This window comes from Magnetospirillum sp. UT-4, assembly GCF_902729435.1.
Lineage (GTDB): Bacteria > Pseudomonadota > Alphaproteobacteria > Rhodospirillales > Magnetospirillaceae > Magnetospirillum.
This window is the reverse complement of the sequence record NZ_CACVCG010000030.1, coordinates 47022-65215: the sequence shown is the minus strand read 5'-3', so window position 1 is coordinate 65215 and position 18194 is coordinate 47022. Positions and strand designations below refer to the sequence as shown.

Genomic DNA, 18194 nt, shown 5'->3' with positions numbered 1-18194 from the left:
CGCAGTGATCATCTGAGGACTAAGGACGCCGTTTCCGGCCACGGGCTTTCTGGATGGAGTGACAGATGTACGCCGCCGACGATCTCTTCACCCGCTTCGCCCGTACCTACGAGGGCCGCAAGGACGTCGAGATGTCCCTGCTGGAATACCTCGAAGGGTGCCGCGAGGACCCCATGATGTTCGCGTCCGCCGCCGAACGGATGATCGCCGCCATCGGCGAGCCGGAACTGGTGGACACCGCCAAGGATGCGCGCCTGGCGCGGGTCTTCATGAACCGCACCATCAAGGTCTACCCCGCCTTCGCCGATTTCTTCGGCATGGAGGAGACCATCGAGCGCATCGTCGGCTATTTCCGCCACGCCGCGCAGGGGCTGGAGGAGAGGAAGCAGATCCTCTACCTGCTGGGCCCGGTCGGCGGCGGCAAGTCGAGCCTGGCCGAGCGGCTGAAGGCGCTGATGGAGCGCCTGCCGGTCTATGTGCTGAAGGCCGGCAAGGAAACCTCGCCGCTGTTCGAAAGCCCGCTGGGGCTGTTCGATCCCGACATCATGGGCGACATGCTGGAGGACCGCTACGGCATCCCGCGCCGGCGCCTGCCGGCCCTGATGAGCCCGTGGGCGGTCAAAAGGCTCGAGGAATTCGGCGGCGACATCTCGCGCTTCAAGGTGGTCAAGGTGTTCCCCAGCCGCCTGAAGCAGATCGGGGTGTGCAAGACCGAGCCGGGCGACGAGAACAACCAGGACATCTCGACCCTGGTGGGCAAGGTCGACATCCGCAAGCTCGAGATGTTCAGCCAGAACGATCCCGACGCCTATTCCTTCTCGGGCGGCCTCAACCGCTGCACCCAGGGGCTGATGGAATTCGTCGAGATGTTCAAGGCCCCCATCAAGATGCTGCATCCCCTGCTGACCGCCACCCAGGAGGGCAACTATTCCGGCTCCGAGAACATCGGCGCCATCCCGTTCCAAGGCATCGTGCTGGCCCATTCCAACGAGGCCGAATGGCAGACCTTCAAGGCCAACAAGAACAACGAGGCCTTCATCGACCGCATCTGCGTCATCAAGGTGCCGTACTGCCTGCGCGTCGCCGAGGAGCAAAAGATCTACGAGAAGCTGATCCGCAATTCCGAGCTGGCCGAGAATCCGTGCGCGCCCTCGACCATGGAGATGCTGGCCCGCTTCTCGGTGCTGTCGCGCCTCAAGGAGCACGAGAATTCCAACCTCTATTCCAAGATGCGGGTCTATGACGGCGAGAACGTCAAGGAGACCGACCCCAAGGCCAAGCCCATGCAGGAATACCGCGACGCCGCCGGCGTCGATGAGGGCATGGAGGGCATCTCCACCCGCTTCGCCTTCAAGGTGCTGTCCTCGACCTTCAACTACGACACCACCGAGGTCTCGGCCGATCCGGTGCACCTGATGTACATGCTGGAACTCGCCATCCGCCGCGAGCAGTTCCCCGAGGATGTCGAGAAGAAGTACCTGGAGTTCATCAAGGGCGAACTGGGGCCGCGCTACGCCGAGTTCATCGGCAACGAAATCCAGAAGGCCTATCTGGAGAGCTACCACGATTACGGCCAGAACCTGTTCGACCGCTACGTCGATTATGCCGACGCGTGGATCGAGGACCAGGACTTCAAGGACCCCGATACCGGCCAGCTGCTGAACCGCGAGCTGCTGAACCAGGAGCTTTCCAAGATCGAGAAGCCGGCCGGCATCGCCAACCCCAAGGACTTCCGCAACGAGGTGGTGAAGTTCGCGCTGCGCAGCCGGGCCGCCCACAAGGGCAAGAACCCGTCGTGGACGTCCTACGAGAAGATCCGCGAGGTCATCGAGCGGCGCATGTTCAGTCAGGTCGAGGAATTGCTGCCGGTGATCAGTTTCGGGTCGAAGAAGGATTCCGACAGCGAACGCAAGCACCACGACTTCGTCGACCGGATGATGGCGCGCGGCTACACCGAGCGCCAGGTGCGGAGGCTGGTGGAATGGTACATGCGCGTGAAGCAGGCGGGCTAATGGCCTGCATCCAGCCCCCCCACCCCGACCCTCCCCCACAAGGGGGGAGGGGGGCCTTCTCAGTGCCCTCCCCCTTGGCGGGGGAGGGCCGCTTCCTAACTCCCTCCCCCTTGGCGGGGGAGGGCCGCTTCCTAACTCCCTCCCCCTTGAGGGGGGAGGGCCGGGGTGGGGGTGATTCCGCGACGGAGTTGACATGAACATCATCGACCGCCGTCTCAATCCCAAGGGCAAGAGCCTGGCCAACCGCCAGAGGTTCCTGCGGCGCGCGCGCCAGCAGATCCTGAAGGCGGTGCGCGAGGCCTCGGGCGAGCGTTCCATCACCGACATCGCCGGCGGCGAGCGCATCTCGATCCCCGCCGACGGCCTGAAGGAGCCCGGCTTCCGCCGGTCCTCCCACGGCGGCGTGCGCGACGCGGTGGTGCCGGGCAACAAGGAATACGTCGAAGGCGACCTGATCCCCAAGCCGCCCTCGGGCGGCGGCGGCGGCGGCGGCAGCGCGGACGGCAGCCCCAGCGGCGGCGGCGACGACGACTTCCGGTTCATGCTGTCGAAGGACGAGTTCCTCGACATCTTCCTCGACGACCTGGAACTGCCCGATCTCATCAAGAAGAACATCCGCCGGTCCGAGAGCTATTCGCTGACCCGCGCCGGGTTCTCGGTCACCGGCTCGCCGTCCAACCTCAACCTGACCCGCACCATGCGCAATTCGCTGAGCCGGCGCATCGCGCTGCGGCGCCCGCGCCCGGCGGACATCCAGGCGCTGGAGGACGAGATCCGCGCGCTGGAGGATTCGGGGCGCGACCCCGAGCGCCTCAGCGAGGCGCGGCTGCTGCTGGACGGATTGCTGGCGCGCTCGCGCCGGGTGCCCTACATCGACCCGCTGGACGTCCGCTACAACCGGTTCGAGCAGGTGCCCAAGCCGGTGACCCAGGCGGTGATGTTCTGCCTGATGGACGTGTCGGGCTCGATGACCGAGCACATGAAGGACCTGGCCAAGCGCTTCTTCATGCTGCTCTACCTGTTCCTGACCCGGCGCTACAGCCACGTCGACATCGTCTTCATCCGCCACACCCACGAGGCCAAGGAGGTGGACGAGGAGACCTTCTTCTACTCCACCGAGACCGGCGGCACGGTGGTCTCCACCGCGCTGGCCGAAATGCGCAAGGTGATGGCCGAACGCTATTCGCCGGGCGACTGGAACATCTATGCCGCCCAGGCCTCGGACGGCGACAACACCTCGTCGGACAACGCCACCGCGGCGGCGCTGCTGGAGGATGCCATCCTGCCCATGTGCCAGTACTTCGCCTATATCGAGGTCGGCGCCGAGTACAAGGACTGGCTGGGGCGCGAAACCGATCTGTGGCGCACCTACAAGACCCTGGTGCGGCCCGGCGGCAACCTCGCCATGCGCAAGGTCCGCGTGCGCAGCCAGATCTTCCCGGTCTTCCGCGACCTGTTCTCCAAGGAGAGGGCCCATGGCGGTTCATGAGCAACCCCGGGGCTTGCTGTTCGACAGCGCCGACTGGGATTTCGACAAGGTGCAGCGGGTCCATGACGCCATCGCCGGCATCGCCCACGGCGAGATGGGCCTGGACACCTATCCCAACCAGATCGAGGTCATCACCGCCGAGCAGATGCTGGACGCCTATTCCTCCATCGGCATGCCGCTGATGTACCGGCACTGGTCGTTCGGCAAGCGCTTCGCCCAGGACGAGACCCTCTACCGCAAGGGCATGCGCGGCCTGGCCTACGAGATCGTCATCAATTCCAGCCCCTGCATCAGCTACATCATGGAGGAGAACTCCATGGCCATGCAGACCCTGGTGATCGCCCACGCCGCCTTCGGCCACAACCACTTCTTCAAGAACAACACGCTGTTCCGGCAGTGGACCGACGCCGACGGCATCCTCGACTACATGGACTTCGCCAAGGCCTTCATCGCCCGCGCCGAGGAGCGCCACGGCCACCAGGCGGTGGAGCGGGTGCTGGACGCCGCCCACGCCCTGATGAATCACGGGGTGCACAAGTACCCGCGCAAGCGGGTGATGGACCTGCGCGAGGAACAGCGGCGCGAGCAGGAACGGCTGGCCTATTTCGAACAGACCTACAACGACCTGTGGCGAACGGTGCCGAAAAGTCCGGCGACCAGCCAGGGCTCGAAGGACCTCGCCGAGCGCAAGCGCCGCCTGCGCCTGCCCGAGGAAAACCTGCTTTATTTCCTGGAAAAGAACGCGCCCAAGCTGCAGCCCTGGCAGCGCGAGATCCTGCGCATCGTGCGCAACATCTCGCAGTACTTCTATCCCCAGCGCCAGACCAAGGTGATGAACGAAGGCTGCGCCACCATGGTCCACTACCACGTGGTGAACCGCCTGCACGAGCTGGACCTGATCTCGGACGGCACCCTGATGGAGATCCTGCACTCCCACACCAACGTGGTCTTCCAGCCGGACTTCGACGATTCGCGCTATGGCGGCCTCAACCCCTATGCCCTCGGCTTCGGCATGATGCAGGACATCCGCCGCATCTGCCTGGAGCCGACGCGCGAGGACCGCGACTGGTTCCCCGACTTCGCCGGCAACGGCGATCCCTGGGGGACGCTGCGCGCGGCCTGGGCCGATTACCGCGACGAAAGCTTCCTGCTGCAGTTCCTGTCGCCGGCCCTGATCCGGCGCATGCGGCTGTTCGCCCTGCACGACGACGAAGAGGCGCCCGACTACCACGTCACCGCCATCCACAACGAGCGCGGCTACCGCGAGGTCAGGAAGACCCTGGCCCGCATGTACGACGTCAGCCGCATGGACCCCGACATCCAGATCGTCGACGTCGATCTGGCCGGCGACCGGCGCCTGATCCTGCACCACCGGGTCGAACACGGAATCCTGCTGGACGAGGACGAGACGCTGCTGGTGCTGCGCCACATCGCCAATCTGTGGGGCTACGAGGTGCGCCTGGTCGAGATCGATGCCGCCACCGACATGACCTTGCGCGAGTTCGACGACGTCGGACCGGCGGTGGTGCTGGGCTGAGCTGAGAGGTCAGCGCCGCGCCTTGGCCGCCGCCAAAGCGTGGACGGAATCGGCGACCTTGGCCAGCGCGCCGGCCCAGCTGCCGGTCTGCGACTGGCGGAACACCCGCATGGTCGGATACCACACGCTGTCGTCGCGGCCATCGACCCAGCGCCAGTCGTTGCCCAGCGGCAGCAGCACCCAGACCGGCTTGCCCATGGCACCGGCCAGGTGGGCCTCCACCGTGTCGCAGGCGACGATCACGTCGAGGCCGGCGATGACCGCCGCCACGTCCGCCAGGTCGCGGCACAGCGACCCCATCTCCTCGACCAGCGGGCGGGCGCCGGCAGCGGCGAGGTCGTCGGCGCGCGGGCCGCGCTGCAGGCTGACCAGCGATACCGCCGGGTCGGCGGCGAGGCGCAGCAGCATCGGCAGCGGCAGCGAGCGGTCGCGCTCGCGCCCCGACCAGGCGATGCCGACATTGAGCTGGCCGCCGGGGAAGCGGAACGGCGGAACGCCGTCGGGAAGGCGGATGTAGGGCACGTCGCGCGGCGGCGTGGTGCGCGAGGTGGTGCCGAGGATGCGGGGCACGTCCAGCAGCCGCACCGTCAGATCGGTTGCCGGCGGCGGCGCCTTCCCGCGCGCCACGGCGGCCTCGACGCCGGGGATGGCGGACAGCAGGCGGGCCGCCTCGGGTACGCATTCCACCGTCACCAGCCCGCCCTGGCGCGCCACCTGGGGCAGGAAGCGGGCCAGCATCAGCGTGTCGATGGCATCGTTCTCGTCGCGCACCAGGATGGTGCGCGCCTCGAGCCGGCCGCCGTCCCAGTCGGGCGCCGCCACCGGGGCCAGCGGCGCCAGCGGCCGGTGGGCCATTTCGGCGATGCCGCGGGCCAGGTTGCCCGACTTGGCGAGCGCCGTCGCCAGTTGCACCTTCGGCACCGTGCCCGGCTTCAGGTGCTCGGCCCGTTCCAGCAGCGCCAGGGAATCGCGGGCACGGCCCCGTTCGCGTTCGAGCAGGGCGAAGGCGTAGAGGATGCGGGGATCGTTGGGAGCCGCCGCCACCGCCTGGGTGAAGACGGTCTCGGATTCGACGTAATGGCCGAGTTCGCGCAGGACGTTGGCCAGGTTGCCGGCCACCGGCGGGCGGGCTCCGGCGGCGAGGGCACGGCGCCAGCAGGCGGCGGCGGCGTCGGCGCGGCCGATGCGGCGCAGCAGGCCGCCCAGATTGGCATTGGCCTCGACGTTGGCGGGGTCGAGGGCCAGGGCGCGGGCGAACTGGCGGCCGGCGCCGTTGAGGTCGCGGGCCATCAGCAGGCGCGAGCCCTCGGCGGCCTGGCCGGCGGCCTCGGCGGCGGCGCGGGCGGCGGCGGCCGGCGAGGCCGGGTCGTTGACGTCGCCATAGAGGTCGGCGGCGGCGCAGCCGGGCGCCAGGGCCAGGGTCGGACCCGGCTCGCCGGCGAAGGGTTGGGCGGCTCCGGCGGCGATCCCATCGGGCAGGCGGAGCAGGGAAAATCCGGCCGCCGCCAGCGCCTCGGCGGCGCTGCCGCCTTCGGTATGCCCGAACACCACCGCCGCCACCCGGCCGGCGGCCAGGGTCTCTGCCATGCCGGCCAGGATGTCGGCCTCGGCGCCGCGCACGCCCAGGCGCACCACCAGCCGCCGGCCGGCCAGATCGGGACGTTCCGCCAGCAGGGCGTCCAGGGTGGTGGCGCGGGCCGGCGCCCGCACCCAGTCGGGCAGCAGGAACAGCGAACGGCCGCGGCGCGGCACCTTGGCCACCACCGCCGGTGCCGGCCGGCCCGCCAGCGCCGCCGCCACCACCTCGACCACGTCGGCGGCGCCGATGATGTCGATGGTGTCGGACAGCATGGCGGCGTCGTCGGCATGGGCCTCGACGGCAAGGACGCGGATGTCCCCGGCGGGATGGGCGGCGGCGTCGCAGGCGAAGTCGCCGGCCCCGGCGCCGATATCGACATACAGGTCGCCGGCCCGCAGATGGGTGGTGAGGAAGGCCTTCTCCAGAGCCTTTTCGCCGGTCGCGGCGCGGGCGGAATCGGCACGGCGCTGCGCCACTTCGGCCACCTCGGCCTCCAGCGCCTGGCGGACCCTGGCGATGACGCCGTTCCAGTCGCCGGGGTGGTCCTGGCGGAACAGCCGGGCCGAGGGGTACCAGGGCGAATCGGCGCGGCCGCGCATCCAGTGCCAGCCCGGGGCATGGGGCAGCATGACCCAGACCGGCTTGCCCAGCGCCCCGGCGAGGTGGGCGACGGCGCCATCGACGGTCACCACCACGTCCATCTCGGCGATGCGGCCGGCAAGGTCGGCGTAGTCGCCGACGGTGGGGGCAAGGTCGGTGATCAGCGCCGGATGGGCCAGCGCCGCCACGTCGCGGGACCGCTCGCCGGTCTGCAGGCCGAACAGCACCACGCCGGAGATACCGGCCAGCGGCAGCAACTGGGACAGGCTCGTGCTGGCGGCGACCCGCCGCCCGGCCCAGGCCACGCCCACCTTCAGCGCCGCTGTCGGCGGCACCGTCACCGGCGGACGGCGGCCCGGCGGGACTTCCAGGTAGGGGGCGGGGGGGATGCTCGACAGGGTGGTGCCGAACAGCCGCGGCAGATCGTTCAGCGAGGCGTTGAAGTCGATGCGCAGGCGGGGCGGCAGGCGCTGCCCGGATACCGCCACCGCGGCGACGCCGCGCACCGCCTTGCCCAGCGGCGCCAGCACGGCGGGCAGGCCGAGGATGACCCGCGCCCCCTTGTCGGCCACCAGCGGCACGTAGCGCAGCAGGTGCAGGGTCTCCTCGGGGTTGCGCTCGGCCCACAGCAGGATCGCGCTGCCGGCCAGATCCTCGTCCCCGCTCCAGGTCCGGCCCGGCGGCTCGGGGCGGTTGGCGCCGGAGCGGTGCCAACGCCATTCCAGGTCGTCCCAGCCGGCGGCCAGATGGCCCTCCAGCAGGTTGAGCCGGGCCCGGCCCAGGCGCGCCGAGGCATTGTCGGGATCCATCGCCAGCGCCCGCTCGAACTGGTCGTCGGCCTCGTCGCCGCGGCCCATCTCGACCAGCACCTGGCCCAGCCCGGCATGGGCGGCGGCCGAGGTCGGGTCGATGGCCAGCACGTCGTGGTAAAGCTCGGCGGCGCCGGCCAGGTCGAGGCGGGAGGCCAGCATGTCGGCCAGGTGCAGGCGGGCGTCGAGATCGTCGGGCGCAATGGCGACGGCGCGGCGCAGCGCCGCCTCGGCGGCGGCGGCGCGGCCTTCGCCCTGCAGCAGCCGCGCCAGGCCGCGCCAGGCCTCGGCCGGCGCCTCGGTATCGCGCACCAGGATGGTATAGGCAGCCCGTGCCTCTTCCAGGCGGCCGAGCTGGTACAGGGTCAGCGCCAACTCCAGCTGGACCCTCCGGTCCGAGGGGTCGAGCCCGAGGGCCTTGCTGAGGTCGGCCAGCGCCGGGCGGAAGTGACCGAGGGCGCGGTGCAGCCCGCCGCGCAGGGCCAGCGCCTCGGGATCGTCGGGGTCCTCGGCGACCAGGCGCCCGGCCAGGGCAAGCGCCCCGGTCAGGTCGCCGGCGGCGCGGGCAGCCTCGACCTCGGCGAAGGTGACTTCGCCGCCTTCGTCTTCGACACCGCGCATTCCGGCATCCACCAGATCGCCTGCGCTCATGTCCGCTCCTTGGATGTCCCCACCGGTCAGTCAAGCGCGGCCGGCCAGGGGGGTCAAGCGCAAAGCGCCGTCAATGCCCTCAGATCGGGGCCAGCAGCCGTTTCAGCGCCCGTTCCAGCGAGGCCGGGACGAACGGCTTGGCCAGCACCGGCATGTGGTCGAACCCGCGGAGCCGAAGCTCGTCGGGGTTGCCGGTGAGGAACAGCACCGCCACCGGCTGCAGCGCCAGGATGCGTTCGACCGCATGGATGCCGTCCTCGTCGCCCTTCAGACGGACATCGGCCAGCACCAGGTCGAAGCGCTCGCGAGCGGCGGCGGCGACGGCATCGGCGGCGCAGTCCACCACCGCCGGGACCTCGTGGCCCAGACCTTCGAGCATCATCTGGATGCCCATGGCGATCAGCGGTTCGTCCTCGATCACCATGATTCGCGCCGGACCGGCCATCTCCCCGTGCTCCCCTGTCGGCAAGGCGCCCGATGATCGCGGTTCGGCCCGGGGAATTCAAGTGCCGGAGGAATGCGAAACAGGGGTGATTTCGCCGTCCGGCCACGGTATATCAGGGGCGCCTGACCTGAGGGGACCTTTCATGAGCGTGCTTGTCACCGGCGCCGCCGGCTTCATCGGCTACCACACCTCGCTGCGCCTGCTGGCGCGCGGCGACACGGTGGTCGGCGTCGACGACCTCAACGACTACTACGACCCGACCCTGAAGCGCGCCCGCCTGGCGCAGCTGACCGCCCATCCCGGCTTTTCCTTCGCCCACGCCGACATCGCCGACCGCGCCGCCATGGCCGCCGTCGCGGCCCGCCACCCCGAGGTCACCGGCTACATCAATCTGGCCGCCCAGGCCGGCGTGCGCCATTCGCTGACGGCGCCGCACGACTACACCCGCGCCAACGTCGAAGGGCTGCTGGTGATGCTGGAACTGGCGCGGCACAACCCCAAGTGCCGCCATTTCGTCTATGCCAGCTCGTCCTCGGTCTACGGCGCCAACACCAAGCTGCCGTTCTCGGTGGACGACCGCGTCGACCAGCCGATCTCGCTCTATGCCGCCACCAAGCGCGCCGGCGAGCTGATGAGCCATTCCTACTCCCACCTCTACCGCATTCCCACCACCGGCCTGCGCTTCTTCACCGTCTACGGCCCGTGGGGGCGCCCCGACATGGCCGCCTATCTGTTCGCCAAGGCGATTCTGGCCGGCGAGCCGATCCGGGTGTTCAACAACGGCGACATGCGCCGCGACTTCACCTACATCGACGACATCGTGTCGGGGGTGCTGGGCGTGCTCGACAATCCGCCCGGCGACGACGGCAAGGCGCCGCCCTACCATCTCTACAACATCGGCAACAACAACTCGGAATCGCTGATGGATTTCATCGGCCTGATCGAGCAATGCCTGGGCCGCAAGGCCGACTACCAGTTCGAGCCCATGCAGCCGGGCGACGTCAAGGAAACCTACGCCGACATCTCGGCGATCCAGACCAAGGTCGGCTTCGCCCCCACCACCCCGATCTCGGTGGGCATCCCCCGCTTCATCGACTGGTTCAAGCAGTACCACGGGGTGTGACGGTCACGCCCCGTACAGCCCTTCGATCACCTCGCCGTACTTCTGCCGGATGACGTGGCGGCGGATCTTCAGGGTCGGGGTCAGCATCCCGTTGTCGACGCCGAAAGGGGCGGGGGCAAGGGCGAAGCGGCGGATCTTCTCGATGGGCGACAGGGTGCGGTTGACCCGCTCCACCGCGGCCGCCACCTCGGCGGCGCCGCTGCCCTCGGCCGGCACGATCAGCGCCACCAGATGGGGGCGCTTGTCGCCGTGGACCATGGCCTGGGCGATCTCGGGCTGCAGCGTCAGGAATCCCTCGATGCGCTGCGGCGCGATGTTGTCGCCGCCGGAATTGACGATGATGTCCTTCTTGCGGTCGGTGATGCGGATATAGCCGTCGCCGTCGATCTCGCCGATGTCGCCGGTGTGCAGCCAGCCGTCCGGGCGCACGGCGCGCCGCGTCGCATCCTCGTCGCGCCAGTAGCCCTGCATCACCACCTCGCCGCGGACCAGGATCTCGCCGTCACCGGCGATCCGCACCTCGATGCCCTCCAGCGGCGGGCCGACGGTGTCGATCTTGACCCGGTCGGGCGGGTTGCAGCTGACCGCCGGCCCCGCCTCGGTCTGGCCGTAGCCCTGCAGGATGCGCACACCCAGCGCGGTGAAGAACAGCCCGACCTCGAAGGACAGCGGCGCCCCGCCCGAGACCAACGCCTTCAGCCGGCCGCCGAAGCGGGCCCGCACCTTGGACCGCACCAGCCGGTCGAGCGCCAGATCGGCCAGGGAATCCAGCGGCCCCAGCCGCCCGCCCTGACGGTAGCGCTTCGCTCCCAGCGCCACCGCCCACCGGAACAGTCTGGCCTTCAGCCCGCCCTGGCGCTCGATGGCGTGCAGGATGCGCCCGCGCATGGTCTCGTAGAGGCGGGGCACCGCGGTCATGATGGTGGGGTGGGTCTCGGCCATGTTGGCGGCCAGGTGCTCCAGGCCCTCGGCGTAGCGGATCTGAGCGGCGATGGCGATGGGGAAGATCAGGCCCACCGTGTGCTCGTAGGAATGGGACAGCGGCAGGAACGACAGGAACACCTCGTCGCCCAGGCCGAACCCGGCCAGCAGGCGGTGGGCGCCGAGGCAATCGGCGATCAGGGCGCCGTGCGACAGCATCACCCCCTTGGGCGCGCCGCCGGTGCCCGAGGTGTAGATGATGCAGGCGGTGTCGGTGCGGGCGATGGCCGCCGCCGAGGCCCGCATCTCCAGGTCGCGGCCGCGCCCGGCTTCCGTCACCGCCGCCCAGTCCAGCACGGTGACGCGGCAGGCCTGCGCCATGACGGCCGGCTCCAGGCAGATGACGGCCGGCGGCACCGCGGCCTGGGCGGCGGCGGCCAGCACCCGCTCGGCCAGGGCGCGGGTCGAGACGATGGCGACGCGCGCCCCCGAATCGGTCATCACGTGCAGGTGGTCGGCGGCGGTGTTGGTGGTGTAGGCCGGCACGGTGACGCCGCCGGCGATCATCGCGGCAAGGTCGGCGATGGCCCATTCCGGCCGGTTCTCCGCCACCAGCATGACCCGGTCGCCGCTTTGCAGGCCCAGATTCTTCAGGCCGGCGGCCAGGGCCAGCGCCGCGTCGCGGGTCGCCGCCCAGCTCCACGGCCGCCACACTCCGTCGCGCCGGGCCCACAGGAACGGCCGCTCGCCCAGGCGGTCGGCCTGCTCCAGGAACATGGCCGGGACGCTTTGACAGGTCGAATAGTCCACGAACATCGCGAGGCCCCTTGCGCCGGTCGGAAGTTCGACGTTTGATCCTAGTCCTTGGCCGCGCCGCCGGCCATACCCATATCCGCAGCGGACACGAAGGAGTCACCGAATGACGGCGAATGTCGCGAACGCTTCCCTGGGCAATCTTCCCGAATGGGACCTGTCCGACCTCTACCCGTCCCCGGATTCTCCCGAACTGAAGCAGGACCTGGATGCGTCCGAGGCCGCCGCCAAGGCCTTCCACGACCGCTACGGCGGCCGGCTGGAGACCCTGTCGGGCGACCAGTTCGCCGCCGCCATTGCCGAGTACGAGCGCATCGGCGAGGTCATCTACCGCGCCATGTCCTATGCCCAGTTGCATTATTCCGGCGACCAGACCGATGCGGAGCGCGGCCGCTTCTACCAGGGCATGAGCGAGCGGGTGACCGCCATCTCCACCCACACCCTGTTCTTCACCCTGGAGATCAACCGCCTGGACGACGCGGTGCTGCAGGCCAAGCTGGCCGAGCCGGCGGCCGCCCGCTACGCGCCGTGGCTGCGCGACGTGCGGGTGTTCCGCCCGCACCAGCTGTCGGACGAGGCCGAGCGGCTGCTGCACGAGAAGTCGGTCACCGGCCGCGCCGCCTGGCACCGCCTGTTCGACGAGACCATGGCGCGGCTGCAATTCCCCTACCAGGGCCGCATGCTGTCCTCGGCCGAGGCGCTGCACCTGATGAGCGACCGCGACGGCGCCGTGCGCAAGGCCGCAGCAGGGACCCTGGGCAAGGTGCTGGGCGACAACACGCCGCTGTTCGCGCTGATCACCAACACCCTGGCCAAGGACAAGGAGATCGAGGACGGGTGGCGCGCCTATGCGCGGCCGCAATCCTACCGCAACCTCTCCAACCACGTTGAGGACGAGGTGGTCGACGCCCTGGCGGCGGCGGTGCAGGCCAGTTCTCCGCGCCTGGCCCATCGCTACTACGCGCTGAAGGCCAGGTGGTTCGGGGTGGACGCGCTCGACTACTGGGACCGCAACGCGCCGCTGCCCGACGATGCCGACCGCACCTTCGATTGGGAGACGGCGCGCGACACCGTGCTCGACGCCTACGGGCGGTTCAGCCCCGACCTCGCCGCGGTGGGGCGCAAGTTCTTCGACAATGCCTGGATCGACGCTCCGGTGCGGCCGGGCAAGTCGCCCGGCGCCTTCGCCCATCCGACGGTGACCACGGCGCACCCCTATCTGCTGGTCAACTACCAGGGCAAGACCCGCGACGTCATGACCCTGGCCCACGAGCTGGGCCACGGCGTCCACCAGGTGCTGGCGGCCGGGCAGGGCGGGCTGATGGCCGACACGCCGCTGACCCTGGCCGAGACCGCCTCGGTGTTCGGCGAGATGCTGACCTTCCAGGCCATGCTGGCGGCCGAGACCGACCCGGTGCGGCGCAAGGCCATGCTGGCCGGCAAGGTCGAGGACATGCTGAACACGGTGGTGCGCCAGATCGCCTTCTACCAGTTCGAGTCGCTGGTCCACGACGAGCGCCGCTCGGGCGAGCTGTCGCCCGACCGCATCGGCGAATTGTGGATGCGGGTGCAGGGCGAGAGCCTGGGTCCGGCCATCCGCTTCCACGACGAATACCGGGCGTTCTGGACCTACATCCCGCACTTCGTGCACACGCCCTTCTACGTCTACGCCTATGCCTTCGGCGACTGCCTGGTCAACTCGCTGTATTCGGTCTACCAGGACGGCGAGGCGGGCTTTGCCGAACGCTACCTGGAGATGCTGAAGGCCGGCGGCACCAAGCGGCACAAGGAGCTGCTGGCCCCCTTCGGCCTGGACGCTTCGAAGCCCGAATTCTGGTCCAAGGGGCTGGACGTGGTGTCGGGGTTCATCGACCAGCTGGAAAAGATGTAGCGGAATGCCTGACGAGCAGAACACCCTTGGCGGCCGCGTCCGCCGCTACGCCCAGGTCGGCCGCGCGGTGGGCGGGCTGGCGGCCCGGGTGGGGGCGGAGCGGGTGCTGGGGGTCAAGCTCGACCGCCCGGCCCACGCCGCCGAACTGACCACGGCCCTGGGCGGCCTCAAGGGGCCGTTGATGAAGGTGGCGCAGATCCTGTCCACCATCCCCGACGCCCTGCCCAAGGAATACACGCTGCAGCTGGCCCAGCTGCAGGCCAACGCGCCGCACATGGGCTGGCCCTTCGTCAGGCGCCGCATGGCCGCCGAGCTGGGGCCGGACTGGCTGTCCCGCTTCCAGAGCTTCGAGCACGAGGCGGCGGCGGCGGCCTCGCTGGGGCAGGTGCACCGGGCGGTCGGGCCGGACGGCCGCGCCCTGGCGTGCAAGCTGCAGTACCCGGACATGGCCAGCACCGTGGAGGCCGACCTGCGGCAGCTGAAGGTCATCTTCGGCCTGTACGCCGCTTACGACCGCGCCATCGACACCGGCAACATCCACGCCGAGCTGTCCGAGCGCCTGCGCGAGGAACTGGACTACCGCCGCGAGGCCCGGCACATGCGGCTCTATGCCCGCATGCTGGCGGACGAGGCCGGGGTGCGCGTGCCAGAGGTGGTGGACGAACTGTCCACGGGCCGCCTGCTGACCATGACCTGGGCCGAGGGGGCGCGTATCCTCACCCTGGCCGAGGCGCCGGTGGAGGTGCGCAACCGCGTCGCCATGAACATGTTCCGCGCCTGGTACATGCCGTTCTACGGATACGGGGTGATCCACGGCGATCCGCACCTGGGCAACTACACGGTGCGGGCGGACGACCACTCCATCAACCTGCTCGATTTCGGCTGCATCCGCATCTTCCCGCCCGGGCTGGTGCAGGGGGTTATCGACCTCTACCACGCGCTGGAGCGCGGCGACCGGGAACTGGCGGTGCATGCCTACGAGACCTGGGGCTTCCGCAATCTCAGCCACGAGACGGTGGACATCCTCAACATCTGGGCCGGCTTCATCTATGCCCCGCTGATGGAGAACCGCCCGCGCGCCATCGACGAGACCAATTCCGGCGCCTACGGCCAGGAGGTGGCGGCCCGCGTCCATGGCGAGCTGAAGCGCATCGGCGGCGTCACGCCGCCCCGGGAATTCGTGCTGATGGACCGCGCCGCCATCGGCCTGGGCTCGGTGTTCCTGCACCTCAAGGCCGAGGTCAACTGGTACCGATTGTTCCACGAGCTGGTGGAAGGCTTCGACGCCACCGCCCTGGCCACCCGCCAGGCCGAGGCGCTGGCGGCGGTGGGCCTCGGCCCTTCCCCTTGAGGGGGGAGGGTTGGGTGGGGGTGATGGCGCCGCGCGTCGGGTGCGTCACGCATCGTCGCGGAACCGCCACCCCGCCCCCGACCCCTCCCCATCAAGGGGAGGGGAGTCCCGTCACGCCGCCGCCGCCGCGGGCGCGGCCGTTTCCTCCAGGCACGCATCCTCCTCGTCCTGCCTCGGGCATCGCCCGGATGGGAAGGTGACGGTCACCGTGGTGCCGACGCCCACCTCGCTGGTCAGATGCAGGCCGCCGCCGTGCAGTTCCATCAGCCGCTTGGCCAGGGGCAGGCCCAGCCCGGTGCCCTCGTCGGTCAGCACATGGGTGTGGGCGGCCTGCAGGAACGGCGTCATCACGCGTGGAATTTCGTGGACGGGAATGCCGATGCCGGTGTCGGCGACGTCGATGGCCACCGCGCCGCCCTCGCGCCGCACCCGCACCGAAACCGTGCCGCCGCGCGGCGTGAACTTCACCGCGTTGGTCAGCAGGTTGAGCATGACCTGCTTCACCTTGGTGCGGTCGCACAGCACCGCCACCGGCGTCCCGGTGTCGAGGTCGAGGGCCACGCCCGCCCGGCGCGCCCGTTCGCCCAGCAGACGCTGGCAGCTGAGCAGGATCGGGCCGAGGTCGTGGGTGTCCTCGTGCAGTTCGAGGCGGCCGGCCTCCAGCCGCGACAGCTCGAGGACGTCGTCGATGAGGTCGAGCAGGTGACGGGCCGAATAATGGATGTCGCCGGAATACTCGACGTAGCGGCGGGTTCCCATCGGTCCCATCATCTCGCCCTTGAGAATTTCGGAAAATCCCAGGATGGCGTTGAGCGGGGTCCGCAGCTCGTGGCTGAAATTGGCGAGATAGGCGCTTTTGGCCATGTGGGCGGCGTGCTCCTGCACCAGCTTGCGCCGCGAGCGCACCAGCTCCCACACCAGCACCGCGATGATCGCCTCGGAGCCGAGGAAGACCAGGGCGAACAGCGGCGGCAGCTGGAACAGGGAATAAACCATGCCGATGGCGAGGATCACCAGCAGGGCGGCCAGGGCTGTCGATCGGTAGGTGGACATGGGGCACCCGCAATCAGCTGTAGGGAGGCTTACTTTAGTCGCCGGGCGTTACCGCCGGATGGCGGGATGGTTATGGATTGGTTAATGCGAGCACCACCCGGAGGGGTGGTTTTGGCATACCCAGGGTAGCCACTCGTTGGGCATAGTGCGCACGATGCGCTCGCTTCCCGGCGGGATGTGGTGTACCTCGGACGGATATGGTGCGCCGCACAATCGGCTTCAGGTTATCGCGGCAGCGCAACAAAAATGACGGGACGGTGCAATTTCCTGATGTTATATTTCTTGATGCCGATTTCGCCACGGCGTGGTCCGTGCATCCTGTCCAATTCCTAGGCAGTCCGTCTTTCGAGCAGGGGAACAAGGATAATGAAGATCGCCATACCCAAGGAGCGGCGTGCCGGCGAGGCGCGTGTGGCCGCTTCGCCCGATACGGTCAAGAAGTTCGTCCAGATGGGCTTCGAGGTGGTCGTCGAGACCGGCGCCGGTGACGGCACCGACATCGCCGACGCGGTGTTCCAGGAGGCCGGCGCCACCATCGCCGCCGATGCCCGGGCCGCCTTCGAGTCCGACGTGGTGCTGAAGGTCCAGCGCCCCACCGAGGACGAGATCGCCCTGCTGCGCGAAGGCTCGGTGCTGATTTCGGCGCTGGCCGCGCTGACCAACAAGGAGATGGTCCAGGCCATCGCCGCCCGGAAGGTCACCGCCTTCGCCATGGAACTGGTGCCGCGCATCACCCGCGCGCAGAGCATGGACATCCTGTCGTCGCAGGCCAACCTGGCCGGCTACAAGGCGGTGCTGGACGGCGTGCATGAATTCAAGCGCGCCGTGCCGATGATGATGACCGCCGCCGGCACCGTGGCGCCCGCCCGCTTCCTGGTGATGGGCGCCGGCGTCGCCGGCCTGCAGGCCATCGCCACCGCCAAGCGCCTGGGCGGCATCGTGTTCGCCTTCGACGTCCGCCCGGCGGTCAAGGAGCAGGTGGAATCGCTTGGCGGCAAGTTCGTCGAGGTCGATCCCGAGGCGACCAAGGACGCCGAGACCGCCGGCGGCTACGCCAAGGAAATGAGCGAGGAGTACAAGCAGAAGCAGGCGGCCAAGATCGCCGAGATGGCGGTCAAGTCCGACATCATCATCTGCACCGCGCTGATCCCCGGCAAGCCCGCCCCGGTGCTGATCACCGAGGACATGGTCAAGTCCATGAAGCCCGGTTCGGTCATCGTCGATCTGGCGGTCGAGGCCGGCGGCAACTGCCCGCTGTCGGAATTCGACAAGGTGGTGGTCAAGCACGGCGTCACCCTGGTCGGCCACGGCAACGTGCCGTCGCGCCTGGCGGTGGACGCCTCGTCGCTCTATGCCAAGAACCTGCTGAACTTCATCGCGCCGCTGGTCGACAAGGAGACCAGGACGCTGAAGTTCAACTGGGAGGACGAGATCCTGAAGGGCGCGTGCGTGGCGCGCGACGGTCAGGTCGTCCATCCCGCGCTCGCCGGCTAAGGAGGAATCGGAAATGGATCCCAAGGAACTCGTCGAAGGCGCCGCAGGGCTCGCCACCGACGCCCAGGCCCTGGCGGCCAAGGCCGCCCTGCTGGCGCAGCAGGCCACCCAGCTGGCGGTGCAGACCGGCGACGCCGGCCACATGAGCTTCATGTCGCTGTTCACCGTGTTCGTGCTGGCCTGCTTCGTCGGCTACTACGTGGTGTGGCGGGTCACTCCGGCGCTGCATTCGCCGCTGATGGCGGTGACCAATGCGGTATCGTCGGTGATCATCGTCGGCGCCCTCATCGCCACCTCGACCGACACCATGGCGTCCAAGGTGCTGGGGTTCCTGGCGGTGATCCTGGCCTCCGTCAACATCTTCGGCGGCTTCATCGTCACCGAGCGGATGCTGTCCATGTTCAAGAAAAAGCAGAAGTAAGGGGG

At 69.1% G+C, this 18194-nt stretch carries 12 protein-coding genes; 8 read left to right on the top strand and 4 right to left on the bottom strand.

Going from position 1 to position 18194, the window contains the following annotated elements:
• Positions 1–65 precede the first annotated feature (65 nt).
• The 3 genes from MTBUT4_RS02165 to MTBUT4_RS02155 all read left to right on the top strand — a co-directional run bounded on the left by MTBUT4_RS02165 (position 66) and on the right by MTBUT4_RS02155 (position 5038).
• Complete coding sequence (locus MTBUT4_RS02165) at positions 66–2012, top strand: PrkA family serine protein kinase (protein ID WP_173978019.1); 1947 nt, start codon at positions 66–68, stop codon at positions 2010–2012.
• A 193-nt stretch (positions 2013–2205) separates the two neighbouring features.
• A complete protein-coding gene (locus tag MTBUT4_RS02160) occupies positions 2206–3501 on the top strand; it encodes a YeaH/YhbH family protein (RefSeq protein ID WP_173978018.1) in 1296 nt (431 codons plus the stop codon).
• Entirely contained in the window at positions 3488–5038 is a 1551-nt protein-coding gene (locus MTBUT4_RS02155) for a SpoVR family protein (protein WP_173978017.1), read from the top strand. The genes MTBUT4_RS02160 and MTBUT4_RS02155 overlap by 14 nt, the downstream gene beginning before the upstream one ends.
• 9 nt (positions 5039–5047) lie before the next feature.
• Here MTBUT4_RS02155 and MTBUT4_RS02150 read toward each other — a convergent pair whose 3' ends face one another.
• Both MTBUT4_RS02150 and MTBUT4_RS02145 read right to left on the bottom strand, forming a co-directional pair.
• On the bottom strand, positions 5048–8677 hold the full coding sequence (locus tag MTBUT4_RS02150; protein WP_173978016.1) for an FkbM family methyltransferase: 3630 nt from the start codon (positions 8675–8677) through the stop codon (positions 5048–5050).
• Positions 8678–8756: 79 nt separating this feature from the next.
• Positions 8757–9122, bottom strand: a complete 366-nt coding sequence (locus tag MTBUT4_RS02145) for a response regulator (protein ID WP_173978015.1) — start codon at positions 9120–9122, stop codon at positions 8757–8759.
• A 142-nt stretch (positions 9123–9264) separates the two neighbouring features.
• Between MTBUT4_RS02145 and MTBUT4_RS02140 the strand changes: the two genes are divergently transcribed.
• Positions 9265–10245, top strand: a complete 981-nt coding sequence (locus tag MTBUT4_RS02140; protein ID WP_173978014.1) for an NAD-dependent epimerase/dehydratase family protein — start codon at positions 9265–9267, stop codon at positions 10243–10245.
• Positions 10246–10248: 3 nt separating this feature from the next.
• Here the strand turns inward: MTBUT4_RS02140 and MTBUT4_RS02135 are convergent, their stop codons facing one another.
• Positions 10249–11982: a long-chain fatty acid--CoA ligase gene (locus tag MTBUT4_RS02135; protein ID WP_173978013.1), complete on the bottom strand. Its 1734-nt coding sequence runs from the start codon at positions 11980–11982 to the stop codon at positions 10249–10251.
• A gap of 103 nt (positions 11983–12085) precedes the next feature.
• Between MTBUT4_RS02135 and MTBUT4_RS02130 the strand changes: the two genes are divergently transcribed.
• Positions 12086–13870 (top strand): M3 family oligoendopeptidase, encoded by a 1785-nt coding sequence (locus MTBUT4_RS02130; RefSeq protein WP_173978012.1) that lies wholly within the window; start codon positions 12086–12088, stop codon positions 13868–13870.
• A gap of 4 nt (positions 13871–13874) precedes the next feature.
• Positions 13875–15221 (top strand): AarF/ABC1/UbiB kinase family protein, encoded by a 1347-nt coding sequence (locus MTBUT4_RS02125; protein WP_173978011.1) that lies wholly within the window; start codon positions 13875–13877, stop codon positions 15219–15221.
• Between the two features lie 111 nt (positions 15222–15332).
• Here the strand turns inward: MTBUT4_RS02125 and MTBUT4_RS02120 are convergent, their stop codons facing one another.
• The gene (locus MTBUT4_RS02120; protein WP_173978010.1) at positions 15333–16274 is read right to left on the bottom strand and encodes a HAMP domain-containing sensor histidine kinase; all 942 of its coding nucleotides are present in this window, start codon (positions 16272–16274) and stop codon (positions 15333–15335) included.
• Positions 16275–16640: 366 nt separating this feature from the next.
• On the opposite strand from MTBUT4_RS02120, the gene MTBUT4_RS02115 reads away from it, so the two are divergent.
• Together MTBUT4_RS02115 and MTBUT4_RS02110 are read left to right on the top strand one after the other, a co-directional pair.
• The gene (locus MTBUT4_RS02115; protein WP_173978009.1) at positions 16641–17768 is read left to right on the top strand and encodes a Re/Si-specific NAD(P)(+) transhydrogenase subunit alpha; all 1128 of its coding nucleotides are present in this window, start codon (positions 16641–16643) and stop codon (positions 17766–17768) included.
• Positions 17769–17781: 13 nt separating this feature from the next.
• On the top strand, positions 17782–18189 hold the full coding sequence (locus tag MTBUT4_RS02110) for a proton-translocating transhydrogenase family protein (RefSeq protein WP_173978008.1): 408 nt from the start codon (positions 17782–17784) through the stop codon (positions 18187–18189).
• The last annotated feature ends 5 nt before the right edge of the window (positions 18190–18194 follow it).

Bases quoted from the DNA above. Each gene is read 5' to 3' on its own strand.
- MTBUT4_RS02165 (WP_173978019.1), top strand. From the start codon at position 66: ATGTACGCCGCCGACGATCTCTTCACCCGCTTCGCCCGTACCTACGAG.
- MTBUT4_RS02160 (WP_173978018.1), top strand. From the start codon at position 2,206: ATGAACATCATCGACCGCCGTCTCAATCCCAAGGGCAAGAGCCTGGCC.
- MTBUT4_RS02155 (WP_173978017.1), top strand. From the start codon at position 3,488: ATGGCGGTTCATGAGCAACCCCGGGGCTTGCTGTTCGACAGCGCCGAC.
- MTBUT4_RS02150 (WP_173978016.1), bottom strand. From the start codon at position 8,677: ATGAGCGCAGGCGATCTGGTGGATGCCGGAATGCGCGGTGTCGAAGAC.
- MTBUT4_RS02145 (WP_173978015.1), bottom strand. From the start codon at position 9,122: ATGGCCGGTCCGGCGCGAATCATGGTGATCGAGGACGAACCGCTGATC.
- MTBUT4_RS02140 (WP_173978014.1), top strand. From the start codon at position 9,265: ATGAGCGTGCTTGTCACCGGCGCCGCCGGCTTCATCGGCTACCACACC.
- MTBUT4_RS02135 (WP_173978013.1), bottom strand. From the start codon at position 11,982: ATGTTCGTGGACTATTCGACCTGTCAAAGCGTCCCGGCCATGTTCCTG.
- MTBUT4_RS02130 (WP_173978012.1), top strand. From the start codon at position 12,086: ATGACGGCGAATGTCGCGAACGCTTCCCTGGGCAATCTTCCCGAATGG.
- MTBUT4_RS02125 (WP_173978011.1), top strand. From the start codon at position 13,875: ATGCCTGACGAGCAGAACACCCTTGGCGGCCGCGTCCGCCGCTACGCC.
- MTBUT4_RS02120 (WP_173978010.1), bottom strand. From the start codon at position 16,274: ATGTCCACCTACCGATCGACAGCCCTGGCCGCCCTGCTGGTGATCCTC.
- MTBUT4_RS02115 (WP_173978009.1), top strand. From the start codon at position 16,641: ATGAAGATCGCCATACCCAAGGAGCGGCGTGCCGGCGAGGCGCGTGTG.
- MTBUT4_RS02110 (WP_173978008.1), top strand. From the start codon at position 17,782: ATGGATCCCAAGGAACTCGTCGAAGGCGCCGCAGGGCTCGCCACCGAC.